Raw genomic sequence first — 20,831 nt, 5'->3', positions numbered from 1 at the left:
ACGTGAGGAGCCGTCGTCATGGGCCCGCAGCACAGCACCGTCCGCCCGAGCCCGGTGGCGGAGGCGCGCAGCGACGAGGAACTGGCCAGGGGCCTGGTGGCGGGCGACGAGGACTGTCTGGCCGCCGTGTATCACCGCTGGTCGCCCCTTGTGCACATGCTGGCCCGGCGCTCGCTGGGGGACGCCGACGAGGCCGCGGACGTGACCCAGCAGGTGTTTCTCGGGGTGTGGCGCGGACGGCTGGGTTTCCGTCCCGAGCGCGGCACGATCGGCGGCTGGATCGTCGGCATCACCAGGCGCAGGATCGCCGACGCGCTGTCCGCCAGGAGCCGCCGCCTGCACCTCGCGGCCGCCGCCGGGGCCACTCTGACTGTCGCGGATCCCACCGACCAGCGGCCCGAGGCCGCCCTCGACCGCCTCCTCGTCCTGCGGGAACTGGCCCGACTGCCCGCGCCCCAGCAGCGCGTGCTGCGGCTGGCGTACTACGAGGACCTCACCCAGACCCAGATCGCGCGCCGCACCGGCTGGCCGCTGGGCACGGTGAAGAGCCATGCCCGGCGCGGCCTCCACCAGCTGCGCCGCGGCCTTCGGCACGACGAACAGGCTGAGCACTACACATAAAGGATTAATAAGAGCAGAATGGAGTGAAGCGGCTCTTACCGCACACCGCACCGGACGCGGTCAGGCCAGCCAAGTCAAAGGAGACGAGTCATGGCCAACGTCTCGCACACCAGAGGTGACATAGCGAGCCACCCTGATGTCTCCGAAATGCAGGCGCGTTACGCCCGCATGCTCGGTGGACGCGATGTGGCGCTCGTGGACGGACCGGTGTTCCTGCTCGGTCTGTACTGCGCCGTATCCCCGTGGATACTCCACTACACGACGAGCCAGCCGGCGCTCGTGCCGCACAACCTGATCGTCGGCATCGCGATCGGCCTGCTGGCCCTCGGGTTCACCAGGGCACCGGAGCGCATGTACGGCCTCAGCTGGGCGATGAGCGCCCTGGGTGTCTGGATGATCGTCTCGCCGTGGATCGTCGGCGACAGCCCCGACAAGGGCGTCATCCTGAACAACGTCATCATCGGCGGGCTGGCCGTGCTCCTCGGCATCGTGTGTGCCGCGACGGCGGCGCGGAGCACCCCCAAACCGTAGAGCGCTCGGAGGAGGAAACCACGCCCCCTTCAGTGGTCGCCCGGCACCAGCCACGGTGACTGCGGGAGGGGGCTGCCGGTTTCGAGGACCGACTTCAGGTTGGACAGCACCGCCGGCCAGCCGCCTGACACGTCGGACAGCTCGCCCTCGTCGGCGAGGTCCTCGTGGGTGACGGTGAGGCGCACGATGTCCTCGTGCCGCCGGATGTCGTACGTGACACGGGAGTACGTGTCCTCCTTGCCCTCGTTCTCCGGCGAGGTCCACGTGGTCACCAGGCGGTTGGGGCGGTCGCTCTCGACGACGGTCCCGACGACGTCGGCGATGCCGGAACCGTCGATGCGCACATGCTCCCAGCGCGAGCCCTGCCGCCAGTCGGACACATTGCTGTGCCCCCAGTAGGCGGCGGTCAGGTCGGCGTCGGTGAGGGCGTCCCAGACCTTCTCGGGGGTGCTCGCGATGTAGGTGACGTAGACGAATGTCGGTTTGTCGGTCATGGCTTCCTCGGCTCGTCGCTTCAGGTCTCCGAGCGCGCGCAGGCGCGGGCGCTCGAACTTGTCGATCCAGCGCTGCTGTATCTCGTGCAGCGGGACCGGATTGAGGTAGTGCAGCTTCTCCCGCCCGCGCCGCACCGTGCTGACCAGGTTGGCGGCCTCCAGGACGGCCAGATGCTGGGTCACCGACTGGCGGGTCATCTCGATACGCCCGCACAGCTCACCGAGCGTCTGCCCGTTGTGCTCGTGCAGCCGGTCCAGCAGCCGCCGTCGGGTCTCGTCGGCCAGCGCTTTGAAGACCGCGTCCATCCCTGGGTCATGTTCGGATCGCACACTCAACGTTATGCAGGCAGTTACCTGCATGTCAAGGAAACGGCTTCGGCTTCGTCCAACGCATGCGGTTCTACGGCGCTCGGCCCAGGAACGCGCCCAGCTCGCGGCGGTGCGCGGCCACCCAGTCCTGTGCATCCCGGATGTCGTCGACGACACCGCTCGCCCGCAGGGCCGCCATGCCGCGTTCACCGCGCTCGGCGCCGGACTCGATGCCTCGCGCGCACCGGTCCTGCCACCACAGGACCCCGTCCAGGAGCCGGCCGGTGTCGTCGAGGCCGTACGTCTCGCAGATCAGCGCGATCCGGCGGGCGGTCTCGCGCACGTCGGTGACGGCCGGGCCGAGGTCCAGGTACTGCCAGCAGACGTGGGCGACGTCGTGGACCCGCTCACCGGGGGCGGCGAGATCCCAGTCGACGAAGGCCACAGGGCGCCAAGTGGTGTCGTAGACGGTGTTCTTGGGAGCCAGGTCGTTGTGGCACACGACGTCGCGGTCGCCCGCTTCCGGCGTGCCGTGGGTCAAGTCGTGGAAGGCGCGGACGAGTTGTGCGACACGGACCAGGCTGTCGTCACTGCGGGCCGCCGACCGCTCCTCGGGGCTGACGGCCGCCCGGCCCTCGATGTACTGGAACACCTCCCGCCCTCGCTCGTCCGTACCGAGGAAGCGCGGCGCCCCTGCCCACTCCCGCCGCTCGAACAGCGCGAGCAACTCGGTGACGTACTGCGACCGTTGGGAGGGAGTACGGCGTACGGTCGCCCCGACCCGTACGACCTCGTTGACCGCGCCTCCGCCGAGCACCGGCTCCTCCACGTGGCCCGCCTCCCCGAAATCGTTCGACCGCACGAGTATCGCTCGGGACGCTGCCGGTATGGATCACGCGCACGAACACGGTGTGCGTGCTCGCGGAGGCGGCGGGGCGGTTCCGGCGGGCGATGGGCGCGGACGTGCGGATCGTACGGGTGCTGCTCACCGCCTCGGACATCACCGCCTCGGAGCGGCTCAACGGGCGGGAGATCGGGGCGAGTTGGAGCGCGAAATGGCCAACAGTGCGCGTAGGTCGAGCCTGTTGGACGAGCGGGCGCCCGTGGACACCGTGCAGGTGGTGACCGACGGGCGCTCCGTCGTGGACGTCGCGGGTGAGGTGCCGGCCGCGACGGGATGGGTCAACAGCCGTCAGGGAGCGGCGGGTTCGGGCACGGTCTCCGTGAGGTACTCCTCCGTGATCTCCTTCGGGCCGAACGGCCACACCTTCTCGAAGCGGGCCCAGACGACGAACGCGACGCAGCCGAGGGCGAGCCAGGCGAGGGACCACTCGATGGGGTGGCGGCCCGGGGAGTTCTTGTCGGCGTAGCCGTAGATCACGCACCAGCCGACGAAGGCGACGATGCTCGGCACGGGGTAGAGCCACATGCGGTAGGGGCGGCGGAGGGTCGGCTGGCGTTTGCGCAGGACCGTCAGCGCGATGATCTGGGCCAGCGCCTGGACGATGACCATGACCGTGGTGAGGAGCTGGATCAGGGTCGCGAGGTCGGTGTGGCGGCCGATGAGGAAGCCGATCGCCGTGATCACGCCCATGGTGGCCAGGCCCAGCATCGGGAAGCGGTGTTTGGGGTGGAGCTTGGCGTAGGGGCGGAAGAAGACGCGTTCGCGGGCCGCGTCGTAGGGCACCCGGGAGCCGCCGAGCAGGCCCGTGAAGACCGAGGCGAAGGCGGTGATCAGGATCAGGACGGTGACCGTGTCGGCGGCGCCCTTGCCCCAGGTCTTCTCCAGGACCGCCGAGGCCACCGAGGTGGAGGCGATGTCGTTCGCGTGGGTCATCCGCTGCCAGTCGATGACGCCGAGGGTGCCGATCTGGAGCATGAGGTAGATCGCCATGATGCCGACGATGGAGAACAGGATGGAGCGCGGCAGGGTGCGGCCGGGGTCCTTGATCTCGGCGCCCATGTAGGCGGTGGTGTTGTAGCCGAGGTAGTCGTAGATGCCGATGGTCAGGCCGCCGGCGAAGCCGAGCCAGAAGGTGTTGCTGCCCAGGTCGAAGGCGTGTGCCGGGTAGGTGAAGGCGAGGTCGGCGCTGAAGTGGGTGGCGGCGGCCAGGATCACCAGGAACACCGAGGCGATCATCACGGTCCACATCACGGCGGTGATGCGGGCGATGTTCTCGATACCCCGCCAGAGGAGCAGGATCACCAGCGCGATCACTCCGAGGCCGATGAGGTCGCCCGACGTCTTGCCCAAGTCCGGTGCCAGATAGCCGAGATACTGCACGAAGCCGACCACGCCGGTCGACATGATCAGCGGGATGAAGAGCATCGCGGTCCAGACGAACAGGAACGGCATCAGCCGGCCGGTGCGGTACTGGAAGGCCTGGCGGAGATAGACGTAGCTGCCGCCGGAGCCGGGCATCGCGGCGCCCAGCTCGGCCCAGACGAGCCCGTCGGCGAGGGCGAGGATCGCGCCCGCGACGAAGCCGATCACCGCCTGCGGGCCGCCGAACGCGGCGACCATGAGCGGGATGGTCACGAACGGCCCGATGCCGCACATCTGGCTCATGTTGATGGCGGTGGCCTGGAAGAGGCCGACGCGACGGACGAAGCCGCCTTCTGGGGGCGGACTACCGGACATGGGGGCTCCTGAGGGGGTGCGTGACTCGGGGGAAGCGGGGTGCGGCGTGCGGGCCGGTATCCGGTGGCTGACTGGGCGATAAAGTTAAGGAGCCTTACTAGACTCGTCAAGAGGCTGTCCCGGATGCCGGAGAATGATGCGATGCCCGCCAGTGACGCCGTGGACCGACCGGACCAGCCGTGGAGCCGTCAGCGGCTGCGCAGTACGAACGCGCGGCTGCTGCTCGACCGCCTGCGCACCTCCGGTGCCGCCTCGCGCGCCCAACTCGCCCGCGAGACAGGCCTGTCGAAGCCGACGGTCTCCAGCGCGCTCGCCGCCCTCGCGGAGGCGGGCCTGGTCCACGAGGTCGGCACCCGCGCCCCCGAGCGCGGCCGGACCGCCGTCCTCTACGCCCCCGATCCGGCCGCCGGCTACGCGCTCGGGATCGACGTCGGGCGCAGCTGGCTGCGGGTCGCGGTGGCCAATCTGGACGGCGAGGTGGTGGCCCGCGCCGACGTCCGCAACCGGGCGCGCAGCTCGGGCGCGATGGCCGAGCTGGTGGTCGCCACCGCGCACCAGGTCGTCGCGAACTCCGAGGTCGCACCGGCCGCGGTGGTGCACGCCGTGGTCGGAACGCCGGGTGTGTACGACGAACAGCGGCGGCGGGTGCGGTACGCGATGCATCTGCCGGGCTGGGGCCGGGCGGGGCTGTTCGACCGGATGCGGGAGGACCTGGGCGTCCCGCTGGAGGTGCACAACGACGCCAATCTCGCGGCGCTGGGCGAGTACACGTACGGCGTCGGCGCGGGCAGCCGGCTGTTCGCCTACATCATGATCGGCACCGGGCTCGGCATGGGTGTGGTCAGCGAGGGGCGGCTGTTCACGGGGGCGCACGGCGGGGCCGGGGAGATCGGGTTCCTGCCGTGGCCGGGGCAGCAGAAGCCGGAGACGCTGGAGGACGCGGTCTCCGGGGTGGCCGTCGTCGAGGCGGCCCGGATGTTCGGCATGACCGGGCAGCAGCTCACCGCGAAGGCCGTGTTCGACGCGGCCCGGCAGGGAAATCCCGCGGCCGTCAAGGCAGTTGAGCTGGAGGGCGAGCGGATCGCGCACACGGTGGCCGCCGCCGCGGCGGTGCTCGATCCGGACCTGGTCGTCCTGGGCGGCGGGGTCGGGCACAGCGTGGATCTGCTGCTCCGTCCGGTGCGGGAGAACCTGCGCGCCCTCACTCCGCTGCGGCCGAAGATCGTGCCGAGCGCGCTGGGCGAGGACGCGGTGCTGCTGGGCGCGGTGGCCACCGCGCTGGGCACGGCCCGGGACCTCGTCTTCGAGCGCCGTTCGGCGTCCTGAACGCCTTCGCCCGCCAGCACCATTCGGCGTCCCGAACAGCTTCCCCCACCAGCACCGCCCGGCGTCCTGGACAACTCACCCACGGGCAGCGGTGATTGACACGCCCCATCGTCCGGCCTACCTTCTGTCGCAGTTAGTAAAGTTTCCTAACTTGACGAGGCTGGAGTCCCCGTGTTCCACCGCCCCGCCGTCCCCCCACTGCTCGGAAGCCGTCTCACCACGGCCGCCGTGGCCCTCGGCCTGCTCGGCACCCTCACCACCAGCGCGTGGGCGGGAGCCCGGGAGCCGTCGCCCACCCGGGCCCCCGTGACCGCCGTACGCCCGACCGCCGGAAGCGCCACCCCGCTGTCCGGCTACGCGATCCAGTCGTCCGCCAAGGTCACCGACTCCCCCGCGGCCGTCTCCTCCCCCGGCTATCGGGCGACCGGCTGGTACCCGGCCGGCGCGCGCTCGACGGTCCTCGCGGCCCTGATCGCCGACGGCGTGTACGCCGACCCCTTCTACTCGACCAACCAGCGGAAGATCCCGAAGGCCGCCTTCGAGGTCCCGTGGTGGTACCGCAGCGACTTCACGGTCTCGGACCTCACCCGGCGCACCTACCTCGACTTCAGCGGGGTGATCTCGGCGGCCGACGTCTACGTCAACGGCAAGCAGATCGCCAAGTCCGCCGACGTCAACGGCGCCTACACACAACACGAGTTGGACGTCACCTCGCTCGTCCGCTCCGGCACGAACACGGTCGCCTTCCGCATTCGGCCGAACGACCCGAACAAGAACCTCACCATGGGCTGGATCGACTGGCTCCAGCCGCCGCCCGACCAGAACATGGGCATCGTCCGTGACGTCCTCGTCCGTCGCGGCGGCCCGGTCGCCCTGCGCGACGCACATGTGGTGACCGAACTGGCCGTCCCGTCGCTCGCCACCGCCGACCTCACGGTCAAGGCGCAGGCACGCAACGACACGAACGCGCCCGTCACCGCGCAGGTCGGCGGCAGCATCGACAGCAGGACCTTCGCCACGACCGTCTCCCTCGCCGCACACCAGACGAAGACCGTCACCTTCGCCGTCCGCCTGGACTCCCCGAAGGTGTGGTGGCCGGCCGGCATGGGCGGCCAGCCGCTCTACGGCCTCGACCTCACCGCCTCCGTCAACGGCACCCCCTCCGACACCGCGCACCAGACCTTCGGCATCCGCGACGTCCAGGCCCCGCTGAACCCCGACGGCGCCCGCCAGTACCGGATCAACGGCCGCAAGTTGCTGATCAAGGGCGGCGGTTGGTCGCCGGACGAGTTCTTGCGCTGGGACCGGACCTACGTCGAGGACCGCCTGAAGTACGCCCTCGACCTGGGCCTGAACACCATCCGCCTGGAAGGGCACATCGAGCCGGACGAGTTCTTCGACCTGGCCGACCGCTACGGCATCCTCACCCTCCCCGGCTGGGAGTGCTGCGACAAGTGGGAGGGCCAGGTCAACGGCGACGAGACCGGCGACAAGTGGACCGCCGCCGACTATCCGGTCGCCAAGGCGTCGATGGCCGCCGAGGCCGCCCGGCTGCGCGACCACCCGAGCGTGATCTCGTTCCTCATCGGCAGCGACTTCGCCCCCGACGCGACAATCGAGAAGACCTATCTCGACGCGCTGAAGGCGGCCGACTGGAAGACCCCGGCGGTCGCCGCCGCCTCCGACAACTCCTCACCCGTCAGCGGCAGTTCGGGCATGAAGATGACCGGCCCGTACGACTGGATCCCGCCCGACTACTGGTACGCCAAGCGCGAGGGCGGCGCCACCGGCTTCAACTCCGAGACCAGCGCGGGCCCCGACATCCCCACCCTCGACACCCTGCGCCGCATGATGACCCCGGCCGAACTGGCCACCCTCTGGAAGGACCCGGGCGCCAAGCAGTACCACCGCTCCCCGTCCCCGGTCTTCAACACCCTCAAGCTCTACGACAACGCTCTCACCGGCCGCTACGGACCGCCGACGAGCCTCACCGACTACGTCCGCAAGGCCCAGCTCGCCCAGTACGAGAACGTGCGCGCCCAGTTCGAGGCGTACGAGCGCAACGCCACCGACGCCTCGAAGCCGGCGACCGGAGTCGTCTACTGGATGTTCAACAGCGGCTGGACCTCCCTGCACTGGCAGTTGATGGACCGTTACCTCGACCAGGGCGGCGCCTACTTCGGCGCGAAGAAGGCGAACGAACCGCTGCACATCCAGTACTCCTACGACAACCGCTCGGTCGTGGTGGTGAACAACCGGAACGCGTCCGTCTCGCAACTCACGGCGCGGGCAACGCTGTTCAACACGGACGGCACGCAGAAGTACGACAAGCAGGTGGCCGGGGTGACGGTCTCCGGCGGCGGCGCGCACAGCACCGCGCTCACCCTGCCCTCGTCGGTGGCCGGACTGTCGACGACGTACCTGGTGCGGCTGACGCTGAGCGACGCGTCCGGCAAAGAGGTGAGCCGGAACGTGTACTGGCTCTCCGCCGAGCCCGACACGCTCGACTGGGCGCACACCGACTGGTACTACACGCCGACGACGAGCTACGCCGATCTCAAGGGGCTCAACTCGATGGCGCAGGTGCCGGTTTCGGCGACGGCGTCGACCGCAGCGGGCAAGGACGGCACCTCGACCACGACGGTCACGGTGCGCAACTCCGGGAAGGGGAGGACTCCTTCACTCCTCACCGACGTCCATCTCGTGGACTCGGCGGGCAAGCCGGTGCTTCCGGTGACGTGGTCCGACAACGAAGTGAGCCTGTGGCCCGGGGAGTCGAAGACGCTGACGGTGACCTACCGGACGTCCGAACTGCACGGGTCCGCGCCCCGGGTGCGGGTCTCCGGCTGGAACACACCGGAACTGACCGTCCCGGCGGCGTGAACACCTGAAAACCCGTGGGGCCCGGCCGCCGCCGGGCCCCACCGGTCGTCGTCAGCTGACGTTGAGCGCGGTGTCGTCGATGACGAACGACGTCTGGAGGGTGGACCCTTCGACGCCGCTGAACTTGATCGTGGCGGTGGTGCCGGCCAGGGAGGAGACGTCGAAGGACTTCAGGACGTATCCGGAGGCCGCGTTCAGGTTCGAGTACGTGGCCAGGGTGGTGGATCCGGCGGTGACCGTCAGCTTGTCGTAGGCGGTGCTGGTGGTGGTCTCCGCGGTGTCCACGTGCAGATAGAAGCTGAGGGTCGCGGAGCAGCCGGACGGGATGGTCACCGACTGGGACAGGGTGTCGGTGTGGGCCGATCCGTAGCCGTCGAGCCAGGCCTTGTAGGAGCCGGTGCGGGCGGCCTCGCTGCTGGAGTTGGTGATGACACCGCTGCTGGCGGTCCAGGTGGTGTTGCCGGACTCGAAGCCCGGGTTGCCGAGCAGCTGCGCGGCGGTGCAGGTGCCACCGCCTCCGCCACCTCCGCCGCCGGTGCTGCCGTCGCCGGCCAGCCACGCGGTGGCGTTGAGGGCGAGGGCGGCATTGGTGGCGCCGGTGTCGTTCCAGCCGTCGTAGAGCGTGTTGCCGGACTGGCCGGTGCCGTCGTCGATGGGCGAGCTGTCGCCCCAGAAGGCGACGCGGCCGCTGCCGAAGGTACTGGTCGCGAAGAACGCGCCGGTGTTGCCGGAGTAACCGCTGCGGTACACAAGGCCCTTGACGTTCGCGTTGTCGGCGGGCTTGAGCGTGGCCGTGGTGCCGTCGGCGATCAGGCTCTTGGTGACCGTGCCGAAGGCGCCGTTCAGGACCGCGTTGCTGCTGTCGCTGATCGCGGCGGGGTAGCCGGAGCTGATGTCGAGGGTGTCGATGGAGAAGCCGAACGGGTCGGTCGAGTCGACGCTGTTGTTGGTCATCAGGTCGTTGAGGATCTCGACCGCGTCCTCGCCGTCGCTGTTGCGGTCGGCGCCGGTGTGGTCGGAGATCATGAACAGGCCGCCGCCGTTCTGGACGAACGTCATGATCGCGGTCTTCTCGGCCGTCGTGAACAGCGTGTTGGGCTCGGGCAGGACCAGCGTGTCGAAGTTCGACAGGTCGGTCGTCGACGAACCGCCGTACGTGAGCGCGCTGGTGGCGGTCTTCAGGCTGTAGCTGCCGGTCTTCTGCAGGGCGACGCCCCACGAGGAGAGCGCCCCGGTCCAGTCGGTCTCGGCGGACGGGGAGGAGTCCTGGGCCAGCGGGTCGGGCTTGCTGGTGGAGATGATCCAGTCCGCGTTGCCCGCCTCCTCGGCGTGGCCGTCGTCGAACAGGATGCGGTGGGTGGTGGCCGCGTGCGCGGGCGTGGCCGTCGTGGTGACCTGGAGGGCCGCCCCCGTGACGAAAAGTCCCAGGCCGGCGAGGGCGGTGGTGAGTCTGCGGCGGGATCTTCTGGATCCAAGCATCCGGCGAACCTCCGTGAGGGGATGGGAAAGGTGCGGTGCGGGCGCCTGATCTGCGCGCGTAGAACGGTAGTGGGGGACTTCTACACGCGTTGAACGATTGAAAGGTACATGGCATGAAGGGGTCGTGAACAGAAAGTCGTGGCAATAACAGCCGACAGAACTCGGCGGAGTGGCCGAGCCCGCAGCGGGCACAAGGTGAGAGCGAGGACATCGACAAAGAGGGGCGGAGATGGAGATCTCGGGCATCATCAGTGCCATCATCATCGGCATCATCATTGGCGTGCTGGGACGGCTCGTCGTTCCGGGGCGTCAGCACATCGGCGTCGTGCTGACGATCGTGGTCGGCATCGTGGCCGCGCTGCTCGGCGCGGCGATCGCTTCTGGCCTGGGGGTCGCCGACACGAAGGGCATCGACTGGATCGAGTGGCTCATCCAGATCGGCCTGGCGGCCGTGGGCATCGCCGCGCTGGACCGGACGAGGGTGCGCCGCTGAGCGGGGGACGGGAATTGCGTTGCGGGTGAGACCCGGCGGCGGCAAGCTACTGCGAGCCCGCCGCCCGGTCCCGTGCTTCGCGTATCCCTCCCGGAGAACTCTTGTCACCACGCGTCATCCCGCTCGTCGATCCGGAGTCCGGCCCGTCGAGCCGTCGTCTCGTCTGGCTCGCCCAGGACGGCGACGGCGTACCCGTCGGGTCGGCTTCGCTGCGCCTGTTCCTCAAGGAGGGGCAGGCGCATCTCGGTGAACTGGAGCTCTCGGTCCACCCCGCCGAGCGTCGACAGGGCATCGGCACCCGGTTGTTGGAGGCCGCGACAACCGCCGCCCGGGCGGAGGGCCGGCGCTCGATCGTCACCCAGACCCAACAGGGTTCACCCGCGGACGAGTTCCTGCCGGCCCGCGGCTTCCGTCCGGTACTGACCCTGACGTACGCCCGACTGTCACTGGCCGACGCGGATCTCACGGTGATCGGCAAGCATGCCCAACGCCCGCACCCCGGCTACGAGTTGACGGAATGGCACGGCACGGTTCCGGCCCAACTCGCCCGTTCCTACGCCGAGTCGCGCAGCGCGATGGACGACATGCCGATGCAGGACACCGACTACGGCACCGTCGCATGGGATGTGGAACGACTGGTCGCGGCGGCCGAGGCGGTCGCGCGCCGCGGGGAACTCCTGCACACCGTCGCCGCCGTGGACACCACCGACGGCCGGGTCGTCGGCTTCTCCGAACTGGTCGTGCCGGGCGACGGACGCGGCGACGCGCAGCACTACGGAACGGCCGTACTGCCCGCCCACCGTGGCCGCGGTCTCGCCCACTGGATGAAGGCCGCCTCGATCCAGCGGGCGCGTCAACTCCACCCGCTGCTGGCCGGGTTGCTCACGGACACGGCGGACGGCAACGCGCCCATGCGTGCGGTGAACGACGCGCTCGGCTATCTGCCGACACATCGGGCGGTGGAGTACCAGCTCGACCTGTAGGCATCGCCCCCACAGATCAGCGTGCGGCGCGCAGCGCGGCGAGGCCGTCGAGGCTGGACGGGTAGGCGGGCGTCCAGCCCAGTTCGCGTTCGGCCTTCGCGCTGGAGACACGCTGGCTGCTCGTCATCATCGTGTGCGCGTAGCCCATCGGACGGACCGTCCACAGCGGCAGCGCGATCGGCTTCGGCAGCCCGAACTCCCGTGCCACGCACAGCAGATGGGCGCGGAAGCCGAGCGGGGTGCGGTCGGTGATGTTGTACGCCTGCCCCGGGCGCCCGTGTTCGACGGCGGCGGCCACCGCGCGGGCCGCGTCGGTGAGTTCCACCCAGGGCAGGACCGGCCGTGGTCGTCGGGAGCGGGGAGTTGGCGCTTGCGCAGCATGGGGAGGATGGCGTCGGTGCCGCCGGGGCCGTAGAAGAGGCCGAAGCGCAGGGCGATGCCCTCCAGGTCCGGTGCCGTGAAGGTGAGTTGTTCCTTGGTGCGCATGCCCTCGATGTGCTTCTCCAGCTCCGGTGTGGTGCCGCGCGGGCCGAAGGGGTCGTCCTCGGTGAGCGGGCGGGGGCCGAAGTCCCCGTAGCCGTAGCCGAAGACCATCGATTCGGCGATGAACCGGCGGGCGCCGGTGGCCCGGGCGGCCTCGACGAGGTGGGCGGTGCCCTCGATGCGGAGGGCGTTGGTGGCGTGCATGTCGCGGTGGCGCAGGGGTGCTTTGCGCAGGGCGGTCGCGGCGTGGACGACCGTGTCGAAGTGGTGGCCGTCGACCGCGCGGAGCAGTCCGTCGCGGTCCATGAGGTCGGCGCTGATGCCGTTGCCGGGTCCCCGGCCGAGGCCGGTGACCTTGTGGCCGGCATCGGCGAGGGCCTTGGTGATGTGCCTGCCCAGAACGCCACTGGCGCCCGCGACGAGGATGTTCTGCCGGCTCTGATTGCTCGGATTCGTCGTCATGCCGATGCGACGGATCGGGTCGGCGCGGATGTGACATCCCGCCGCTGAGCTGCGGTTCTACGGCTCGTACACGTACGGCGTGGTCGTGGTGAGCGGGGCGAGGCCGAGGCGTTCGAGGATGGGGCGGCTCTGGTCGGAGGCGTCGACCTGGATGTAGCGGTAGCCGCGGTCGGCCGCGATGCGGGTGCGGTGGGCGACCAGGGCGCGGTAGATGCCTCGGCCCCGCCAGCTCTCCACCGTGCCGCCGCCCCACAGGCCGGCGAACTGGGTGCCGGGCACGAGCTCCATCCGCGCCGCGCTCACCGGTTCGTCCCCGGCGAGGGCGACGACGGCGACGACCGTGTCCGGGTCCGCGGCGAGCTGGGCGAGCAGGCTGGAGCGCAGCCGGGAGCTGTCCGTGCCGAAGGCCTTCTCGTGGACGTCCGCCACGAGGTCGACGCCCGCGCGGTCGGTGGCGGGCAACACGCGGATGCCGTCCGGCAGTTCGGCGTCGAGGGCGAGTGCGGCGATCTCGCCGATCATCAGGGTCTCCTGCGGTTCGGGGGTGAACCCGGCCGCCGTCAGCCGCTGTCCGAGATCGGTCGGCAGATCGTGGCCGTAGAGCTTCCACTCGAAGTCGCGGCCGAGTCCGGTGAAGTACGCGATCTGTTCGGCGATCGCCGCGTCGGCGTCGGTCTCGTCCAGGTCCGTCCACAGGATGCCGTTCCAGCCGTCCGCGCCTGCGACCTGGCGCACCACTCCCCCGGTCCGCTCCACACGGGCACCCGGCTCGTTGGGTTGGGCGCGTTCGCGCAGGTCGCGGTCGTGGAGGGCGAGCACCTCGGCATGATCCATGCGTCCACTTCAACATCCTCGGACGCACCCGGCAACGGAATTACGCGCCGGGGGCGTGGCGCCGCTGGCGGGAGCCCTTCTTCCTACTCCACTTACTTCACGTCGAAGTAGTGGCCCGCTTCGAGGTCGGCGAGCAGACCCACCTCCACCGGCTGCCACCCCGTCTGCTTCTGCGTCAGCGTGCTCGACGCCGGGCAGTCCAGCGAGGCGACGAGGCCCAGGAAGCCGAAGTGCGCGACCGCTTCTTCGGGTGTCACGCTGCCCGTCGGGACGTCGAGACGAGCGGCGATGATCTCCGCGATCTCCCTGAGCGGCAGCCCCTCGTCGCCGACCGCGTGGTACTGCGCGCCCGCCGGGGCCGACTCCAGGGCCCACAGGTACAGCCGGGCCGCGTCGAGGCGATGCACGGCGGGCCACCGGTTGGTGCCGTCGCCGACGTACGCCGACACGCCCTTCTGGCGGGCGACGGCGATCAGCCCCGCGACGAATCCCTTGTCGCCCGTGCCGTGCACGGACCGGGGCAGCCGGACGACCGAGGACCGTACCCCGCGCTCCGCGAGCGCGACCGCCGCGATCTCGGAGGGCTGCCGAATCGCCGAGAAGGACTCCGGGTCGACCCTGTCCTCCTCCGTGGCCACCCGCCCCTGGTCGAGCCCGGGGGTGCCCGAGGTCACCACGAAAGGCTTGTCGGTGCCCGCGAGCACCTCGCCGATCGCCTCGATCGCGCGCAGGTCGGTGGCGCAGTTCGCGGCGAAGTCGGTGAAGTCGTGGATGAACGCCAGATGGCAGACCCCGTCCGCCGCCTCGGCGCCGCGGCGCAGGCTGTCGAGGTCGTCGAGCGAACCCCGGTGCACGGCGGCGCCCACGGCCGTCAGCGCCTCGGCGGACGCGTCGGAGCGGGCCAGACCGGTGACCGTGTGCCCTGCGTCGAGCAGTTCACGGACCACGGCGGAGCCGATGAATCCGGTCGCGCCGGTGACGAATACACGCATGCTGCGTTCCTTCGATGGATGGGTGTCGAACTGGGTGGTGCTGTGCTTCCATCGTGGTCAGGACACCGATCCAGGGTCCAAAGCTTGTTTCGCATGAGGCAATGCTGATCAGGCATCACAGCTGATCAGCAACCCTTTCGGCGAGATGGGCAGCGGTTCGCGCAGTACGCTTGAGGCATGACGGACCTCCCTCCCGCGCCCGATCTCGAACTGCGGCTCGTGCGGTACTTCATCGCCGTCGCCGAGCAGCGTCACTTCGGTCGTGCCGCCGAGGCCCTGCACATCACCCAGCCCTCCCTGAGCCGTCAAGTCCGGCGGCTGGAGGAGCAGTTGGGTGCCCGGCTGCTGGACCGCACCCCGCAGGGCACTCGGCTCACCGAGGCCGGGGAGGTCTTTCTGCCGCGCGCCAAGGGGCTGTTGCGCGCCACCGCCCAGGCCGCCGCCGAGACCCGCGCCGCCGCGGAGCCCAGCCGTCTCACCGTCGGATACATGGCGAACCTGTTCGTGACCCCGGCGGTGCGCGAGGTCCGGCGCCGGCATCCGGACGCCGATGTGCACGTCGTACATCTGGCCTACGACGACGTACGCGCGGCCCTGTTCGAGCGGCGGGTGGACGTAGTGGTGGCCCGACTGCCGTTCTCCACCGACGAGTTGGAGGTGACGATCCTCTACGACGAGCCGCGCGTTCTGCTCGTGCCGCTCGATCACCGCCTGGCCGGCAAGGAGTCCGTGACGGTGGACGACATCGCCGACGAGCCCGTGCCGCAGATCCCGGGCGCGGACCCGGCGTGGGCCGCGTTCTGGCGGATCGATCCCCGGCCCGACGGCCGGCCGGCGCCCGGTGGTCCGGTCGTCCGGGCCCTGGAGGACAAGTTCGAGTTCGTGGCCGACGGACGGGCCGTGGCCATCGCGGCCGGCGTCCGCCCCGGGCAGACGATCCGCCCCGACATCGTCGCGATCCCCCTGCACGGCGTCGAGCCGAGTCATGTCGCCCTCGCGACCCGGGCCGGCGAGCACAACCGGCTGCTGTCCGCGTTCCGGAAGGCGGCCCACGCACTCCTCAAGGCTCCGTCCGATTCCGGGGAACACCCGGACGGCGCCCACTAGTTGAGGCCCTCTACGCTTGTCCCGCATGACCTTGGACCACATCGCGCTGCGACCGGTGGACGAAGCCGGCCTGGCCGTCATGGAGCGCTTCCTCGGCGACCCGGAGGCCGCGTCGGAGTTCCAGTGGTACGGCTGGAGCGATGTCCGGCGCTGGCGGCGGCAGTGGTCCGAGGATCGTCTGCTCGGCGGTGACCGGTCGTATCTGATGGTGCTCCGGGCGGAGAAGCCCGTGGGGTTCGTCGCCTGGCGGAAGGTCACCACGACGCCGAACTGCCACTACTGGAACATGGGCATCACCCTGCTGCCCGAGGCGCGCGGACAGGGTGTCGGGACCGAGGCGCAACGGCAGTTGGTGCGCTATCTGTTCGCGCACACCCTGGTGATGCGCGTCGAGGCGGACACGGAGGCGGAGAACATCGCCGAGCAACGCGCCCTGGAGAAGGCCGGGTTCACCCGGGAGGGCGTCCTGCGCAGCGTCGCGTACCGGGACGGGCGGTGGCGGGACGGGGTGCGGTACAGCATCCTGCGCGGCGAACTCCCCTGATCCATCGAGGCAGTTCGAACGGCGGAGGCCCCACCGGTCGCCTGCCCGGTGGGGCCTTCCGTCCGGCGCGGTGCTCGGGGTCAGCGGCCCGCCCCGGGGCGGGAACGCCGGTACAGGGCGGCGCCGCCCAGGATGAGCGCCGCGCTCGCGGCGGCGGCCGGGAACAGGTCGTCCGTGCCCGTGTGGGCCAGTGAGGCCGCGGCGGCGGGCGGGGCGGGATGCCCCCGCACCTCCGTGGCGGGTGCCGGGTGCGGCTTCGCCGGCGCCGGAGTCGGTGCCGGCGGCTCGGGCGTCGGCCGCGCCGGGTGGTGGGGGTGGTCGCCGGAGGTGTTCTCCGAGTGGTTGCCCACGACGGGATTGGCGACGCCCACGACATTCACGGAATTGCCGGTGACATTCACCGGGAGATGGATCGGGAGCTGTACTCCGTTTCCGGTCAGCACACCGGGCGAATCCTTTGCGCCGCCGTGTGCCGAGGCTCCTCCGCGTGGCCCGGCGGGGCTCTTCGCGCCGCCGCCTTCATCGGCGCAGCTGTTGCCCGCGGCCGGATTGAGCAGCCCCACCACGTTCACGGTGTTCCCGCACACGTTCACCGGCACATGCACCGGGAGCTGAATCGTGTTGCCGGAGACCACACCCGGCGAACCGGCCGCCGAGCCGTCCGCGGCGGAGTCGGCGAACGCCGGCAGCGCGGCGGCCATCGCACCGGACGCGGCGGCGACGACGATCATCCCGTTTCGGGTAACCCGTTTCATAGGCTCCCTGCCTTCCAGACTTGGTCGCGGGCTGTCACCCGCACCGAATAAAACGTGGGCGCACCATCCGAGTTATGGCTTATCGGCCTTTCACTCCATCGAGCGTCACGGTTATCGAACTACTCGTAACAACACCCCCCCGACACCCCGGGTCAACCGGAAAACCATTTGTCGGAAAACCCCTTATGCCTATTGAAGGGGCGCAGAATACGGCACAGATGACCGTTCCGCCCGCCGGGAGGCGGGCCCAGTGAGGCCCGTTTATCGTGATCGAGGGCGCCGGTCACAGCGCGCCCTTGGAGGCATTGATGCTGGCCAGGCTGTCATCGCGGCCCGCGTTCCGGCGCTGCGCGTTCACCGGGATCCTCACGCTGGCACTGCTCGGCGCGGGGCTGCCCACGCTCGCCACGGCCGACGACGGGCCGCGGCCCGACCTGTCCCGGTTCTACCGGCAGAAGGTGAAGTGGGCCGCGTGCAAGGACGCGGACGCGCCCAAGGATCTGCAGTGCGGGAAGGTCACCGTCCCGCTCGACTACGCGAAGCCCCACGGGGCGACGCTCGATCTCGCGCTGGCGCGATACCGGGCGACCGGGAAGTCGAGGGGTTCGGTGCTGCTGAACTTCGGTGGTCCCGGCGGTGCGGGCGTCAGTGAACTCGCCTCGGACGGAAAGGAGTTCATGGATCTGACGAACGGCTACGACGTCGTCACCTTCGATCCGCGCGGTGTCGGCCAATCCTCGCCCGTGAGTTGCGGCGCGGGCGCCGACCAGGGCTCGGCCGCGACGGACGAGGACCCGGCGGACATCGACAGCGGCGATCCGAAGGTCGTCCTCAAGCAGTTGCGGAAGGCGGCGGCCGTCTGCGCCAAGTACTCCGGCCCGGTCCTGCCCCACATAGGCACGGTCAACGCCTCCCGGGACCTGGACGTGATGCGCCAGGCCCTCGGCGACAAGAAGCTCAACTACCTGGGCTTCTCCTACGGAACGCGGCTCGGCTCGGTCTACGCGGCCCAATTCCCCAAGAAGGTGGGCCGGTTGGTGCTCGACGGCGTCGACACCCTCACCGAGCCTCTGTCCGAGCAGGGCATGGCGGGCGCCGAGGGGCAGCAGACCGCGCTGGAGGACTTCCTCAACTGGTGTGTGCAGGACATCGCCTGTCCGTTCGGCACGGACGCGCGGTCGGCGCCGGACCGGGTCGTAGGACTCGTCGACTCGCTCGACCAGGATCCGGTGCAGACGGACTTCGGTGACACTTTCTCCGGTCAGGATCTGGTGGGCGCCATCGGCCAGGCGCTCTACAGCAAGCAGTTGTGGCCGACGCTGGAGCGCGCCATCGCCTCGCTGGTGGAGGACGGTGACACGCGCGCCGTGATGGCGTTCTCGTCCGGCGGGTCCGGGCTGCCCGGACTGCGGAGCGGCGGCAAGGAGTCGGGCGGCGGCCTCGTCGACGCGCAGAACGTCCCGCTCGACAACCTCCCGGCCGCGCTGATGGCCATCAACTGCGCCGACGACCCCGACCGCCCCACCGCCGAGCGGATCACCAAGGACCTGGCCGGACTGCGCGCCGAGTACCAGGCCGCGTCACCGGTCTTCGGCCGCTACCGGCTCACCGAGGTCCTGATGTGCTACGGCCGCCCCAAGGGCACCGACTACATCCGCGACGACGTCAAGAACGTGGACACGTCGAAGATGCTGCTCGTCGGCACCCGGGGCGACCCGGCGACGCCGTACCGCTGGACCGTGGAGACGGCACACCGGCTCGGCTCCTCGGCCGTGGTGCTCGACAACAAGGGTGAGGGCCACACCGGTTACGCGTCGTCCAAGTGTGTGCACACCAAGGTCAACGACTTCCTGCTCTACGGCTCGCTGCCGCCCAGCGGGAGTTCCTGCCAGCCGGACACCTCAGCCTCGGGCGAGTGAGATCTCGGGCTTGTAGAGGTCGAGCCAGAGCGCCAGGTCCAGGGCGCGTTCCAGACCGCGCCGCCCCGCCTGGGTGCTGATCGGGGCGTCGCTGTGGGCGACCCGGCGGAGCCGCTCGCGGTCCACGAGGTCGAAGACCGGGTGGGAGGGGCGGGCGAGCAGGTCCTTGGCGTGGTCCTGGAGGGCGACCGCGTACTTGGGGTCCTGGGTGGACGGGTACGGGCTCTTGACCCGGTCGTACACGGACTTCGGGAGGACGTCCGCGGTGGCCTCCCTGAGCAGGGTCTTCTCCCGGCCGTCGTAGGACTTGAGGGACCAGGGCGTGTTGTAGACGTACTCGACGAGCCGGTGGTCGCAGAACGGCACCCGGACCTCCAGGCCCACGGCCATGCTCGCGCGGTCCTTGCGGTCGAGCAGGATGCGGACGAAGCGGGTGAGGTGCAGGTGGCAGATGCGCCGCATGCCGTACTCGAAGTCGCTCTCGCCGTCGAGGCGTTGGACGCCGGCGACGGCCGTGCGGTAGCCGTCGGCGATGTACGACGGCGTGTCCAGCGCCTCGGTCAGGTCGGTGCGCAGGACGTCGGAGTCGTACCCGAAGTCCCGGCCGAAGCGCACCAGCCAGGGGAAGGTGACGGCACGCCGGGCCTCCTCGTCGAAGAACTGCTGGTAGCCGCCGAAGACCTCGTCGGCGGACTCGCCGGACAGGGCGACGGTGGACTGGTCGCGGATGGCGCGGAACAACAGGTACAGCGAGGAGTCCATGTCGCCGAGGCCCATGGGGAGATCGCGAGCGCGGATCATCCTCGCCCGTACGTCGAGATCGGCGAGGGCCTGGGCGTCGAGCACGATGTCCTGGTGGTCGGTGCCCGAGGCCTGGGCCACGTCGTGGACGTACGGCGTGTCGGGGGTGCCGCGGAGCTGGTCGGCGACGAAGTTCTCGCTCTGGCCGACGAAGTCGACGGCGAAACTGCGCACCTTCTCGCCGTGCTCACCGAGTTGGCGGGCGGCGATGGCGGTCATGGCGGAGGAGTCCAGGCCGCCCGAGAGCAGGGTGCAGCGGGGCACGTCGGCGACCAGCTGGCGGCGCACGATGTCGTCGAGGAGGGTACGGACGGTGGCGACGGTCGTCTCGCGGTCGTCGGTGTGCGGGCGGGTCTCCAAGTGCCAGTAGGTACGGCGGCGCAGGCCCGCGCGGTCGACGGTGACGACGGTGCCCGGCTCGACCTCGAACATGCCGTCCCAGATGGCGTGTCGAGGTGTCTTGATCATGGTGAAGAGCTCCCGCAGACCGTCCAGAGTGACCCGGGCGCGGGCGAGCGGGTTGGCGAGGATCGCCTTGGGTTCGGAGCCGAAGAGGACGCCGTCGGAGGTCGGGTGGTAGTAGAAGGGCTTGATGCCCATGCGGTCCCGGATCATGACGAGTCGGTCGCGGCGGCCGTCCCAGATCGCGAAGGCGTACATGCCGTTGAGGCGTTCGGCGACGGCGTCGCCCCATTCGAGATAGCCGCGCAGGACGACCTCGGTGTCGGAGTCGGTGATGAACCGGTGGCCCCGGTCGGCGAGTTGGCGGCGCAGTTCGGTGAAGTTGTAGGTCTCCCCCGAGTAGACGAGGGCGACGGTGCCGTCCACCGTGTCGGCGGTCATCGGCTGGTGCCCGCCGGGCAGGTCGATGATCGCGAGCCGGCGGTGTCCGAGGGCGGCGGGGCCCTGTGCCCAGACGCCGCGGCCGTCCGGGCCGCGGCAGGCCATCGTCTCGGTCATTGCATCCAATGTCGCGGCCTCGGTGCGCAGTTCACGGTCGAAGGAGACCCATCCGGTGATGCCGCACATGCGTTACCTCCTGCGTCCGGCCGGCCGGGCAACCTCGTTTCACCTGGGTCTTTCCTCAAGTCGAGGTTGCCTGAACGAACCAGTTGTATCTAGCACCTATGCGTCGAGAGTGAGTCACGGTGTCGAGGTCGGTCAACATGCCCGT

18 protein-coding genes and 1 pseudogene are annotated in these 20,831 nt (G+C 70.0%); 10 read left to right on the top strand and 9 right to left on the bottom strand.

Translation table 11 applies throughout. From position 1 onward, the window contains the following. Positions 1-18 precede the first annotated feature (18 nt). Positions 19-621: a sigma-70 family RNA polymerase sigma factor gene (locus tag SSP08S_RS18555; protein ID WP_019069112.1), complete on the top strand. Its 603-nt coding sequence runs from the start codon at positions 19-21 to the stop codon at positions 619-621. 90 nt (positions 622-711) lie between these two features. Beyond that, positions 712-1,152 (top strand): SPW repeat protein, encoded by a 441-nt coding sequence (locus SSP08S_RS18550; protein ID WP_019069111.1) that lies wholly within the window; start codon positions 712-714, stop codon positions 1,150-1,152. A gap of 29 nt (positions 1,153-1,181) precedes the next feature. Here the strand turns inward: SSP08S_RS18550 and SSP08S_RS18545 are convergent, their stop codons facing one another. Then, positions 1,182-1,952 carry an ArsR/SmtB family transcription factor gene (locus tag SSP08S_RS18545; RefSeq protein WP_019069110.1) on the bottom strand — a complete coding sequence of 257 codons (771 nt, stop codon included), beginning with the start codon at positions 1,950-1,952 and terminating at the stop codon, positions 1,182-1,184. A 94-nt stretch (positions 1,953-2,046) separates the two neighbouring features. Continuing rightward, the gene (locus tag SSP08S_RS18540; protein WP_019069109.1) at positions 2,047-2,784 is read right to left on the bottom strand and encodes a phosphotransferase; all 738 of its coding nucleotides are present in this window, start codon (positions 2,782-2,784) and stop codon (positions 2,047-2,049) included. A gap of 71 nt (positions 2,785-2,855) precedes the next feature. Here SSP08S_RS18540 and SSP08S_RS63435 point away from each other — a divergent pair. Next, positions 2,856-3,139 (top strand): annotated as a pseudogene (locus tag SSP08S_RS63435) (hypothetical protein); the annotation flags it as partial. An 8-nt stretch (positions 3,140-3,147) separates the two neighbouring features. Here SSP08S_RS63435 and SSP08S_RS18535 read toward each other — a convergent pair. Then, entirely contained in the window at positions 3,148-4,596 is a 1,449-nt protein-coding gene (locus tag SSP08S_RS18535; protein ID WP_019069108.1) for an APC family permease, read from the bottom strand. A 141-nt stretch (positions 4,597-4,737) separates the two neighbouring features. Here SSP08S_RS18535 and SSP08S_RS18530 point away from each other — a divergent pair, with 141 nt between their 5' ends. Then, entirely contained in the window at positions 4,738-5,922 is a 1,185-nt protein-coding gene (locus SSP08S_RS18530; RefSeq protein ID WP_026178610.1) for an ROK family protein, read from the top strand. Positions 5,923-6,093: 171 nt separating this feature from the next. After that, a complete protein-coding gene (locus SSP08S_RS18525) occupies positions 6,094-8,805 on the top strand; it encodes a glycoside hydrolase family 2 protein (RefSeq protein ID WP_019069106.1) in 2,712 nt (903 codons plus the stop codon). 51 nt (positions 8,806-8,856) lie between these two features. Here SSP08S_RS18525 and SSP08S_RS18520 read toward each other — a convergent pair whose 3' ends face one another. Then, positions 8,857-10,284, bottom strand: a complete 1,428-nt coding sequence (locus tag SSP08S_RS18520; protein WP_019069105.1) for a hypothetical protein — start codon at positions 10,282-10,284, stop codon at positions 8,857-8,859. A gap of 229 nt (positions 10,285-10,513) precedes the next feature. Between SSP08S_RS18520 and SSP08S_RS18515 the strand changes: the two genes are divergently transcribed. Together SSP08S_RS18515 and SSP08S_RS18510 are read left to right on the top strand one after the other, a co-directional pair. Beyond that, entirely contained in the window at positions 10,514-10,777 is a 264-nt protein-coding gene (locus SSP08S_RS18515) for a GlsB/YeaQ/YmgE family stress response membrane protein (protein WP_019069104.1), read from the top strand. 101 nt (positions 10,778-10,878) lie between these two features. Next, positions 10,879-11,760: a GNAT family N-acetyltransferase gene (locus SSP08S_RS18510; RefSeq protein WP_019069103.1), complete on the top strand. Its 882-nt coding sequence runs from the start codon at positions 10,879-10,881 to the stop codon at positions 11,758-11,760. 126 nt (positions 11,761-11,886) lie between these two features. Here the strand turns inward: SSP08S_RS18510 and SSP08S_RS55505 are convergent, their stop codons facing one another. The 3 genes from SSP08S_RS55505 to SSP08S_RS18495 form a co-directional block, all read right to left on the bottom strand. After that, a complete protein-coding gene (locus tag SSP08S_RS55505; protein WP_245607903.1) occupies positions 11,887-12,705 on the bottom strand; it encodes an NAD-dependent epimerase/dehydratase family protein in 819 nt (272 codons plus the stop codon). A gap of 57 nt (positions 12,706-12,762) precedes the next feature. Then, on the bottom strand, positions 12,763-13,539 hold the full coding sequence (locus SSP08S_RS18500) for a GNAT family N-acetyltransferase (protein ID WP_019069101.1): 777 nt from the start codon (positions 13,537-13,539) through the stop codon (positions 12,763-12,765). Positions 13,540-13,631: 92 nt separating this feature from the next. Continuing rightward, the gene (locus tag SSP08S_RS18495; protein ID WP_019069100.1) at positions 13,632-14,531 is read right to left on the bottom strand and encodes an SDR family oxidoreductase; all 900 of its coding nucleotides are present in this window, start codon (positions 14,529-14,531) and stop codon (positions 13,632-13,634) included. A gap of 177 nt (positions 14,532-14,708) precedes the next feature. Between SSP08S_RS18495 and SSP08S_RS18490 the strand changes: the two genes are divergently transcribed. Next, positions 14,709-15,638, top strand: a complete 930-nt coding sequence (locus tag SSP08S_RS18490; RefSeq protein WP_019069099.1) for a LysR family transcriptional regulator — start codon at positions 14,709-14,711, stop codon at positions 15,636-15,638. Between the two features lie 25 nt (positions 15,639-15,663). Further along, on the top strand, positions 15,664-16,182 hold the full coding sequence (locus SSP08S_RS18485) for a GNAT family N-acetyltransferase (RefSeq protein ID WP_019069098.1): 519 nt from the start codon (positions 15,664-15,666) through the stop codon (positions 16,180-16,182). An 80-nt stretch (positions 16,183-16,262) separates the two neighbouring features. Here SSP08S_RS18485 and SSP08S_RS18480 read toward each other — a convergent pair whose 3' ends face one another. Further along, positions 16,263-16,913, bottom strand: coding sequence for a chaplin (locus SSP08S_RS18480; RefSeq protein ID WP_019069097.1), 651 nt, complete (start codon positions 16,911-16,913; stop codon positions 16,263-16,265). Positions 16,914-17,245: 332 nt separating this feature from the next. Here SSP08S_RS18480 and SSP08S_RS18475 point away from each other — a divergent pair, with 332 nt between their 5' ends. Next, on the top strand, positions 17,246-18,856 hold the full coding sequence (locus tag SSP08S_RS18475) for an alpha/beta hydrolase (protein WP_019069096.1): 1,611 nt from the start codon (positions 17,246-17,248) through the stop codon (positions 18,854-18,856). On the opposite strand, the gene asnB is transcribed toward SSP08S_RS18475, so the two are convergent. Further along, positions 18,839-20,686, bottom strand: a complete 1,848-nt coding sequence (gene asnB / locus SSP08S_RS18470; protein ID WP_019069095.1) for an asparagine synthase (glutamine-hydrolyzing) — start codon at positions 20,684-20,686, stop codon at positions 18,839-18,841. The genes SSP08S_RS18475 and asnB overlap by 18 nt on opposite strands. Positions 20,687-20,831: the final 145 nt, after the last annotated feature.

Source organism: Streptomyces hokutonensis, from assembly GCF_000376565.1.
Taxonomy (GTDB): domain Bacteria; phylum Actinomycetota; class Actinomycetes; order Streptomycetales; family Streptomycetaceae; genus Streptomyces; species Streptomyces hokutonensis.
Note: the sequence above shows the minus strand (reverse complement) of the source record. Positions and strands in the feature narration are given on the sequence as shown.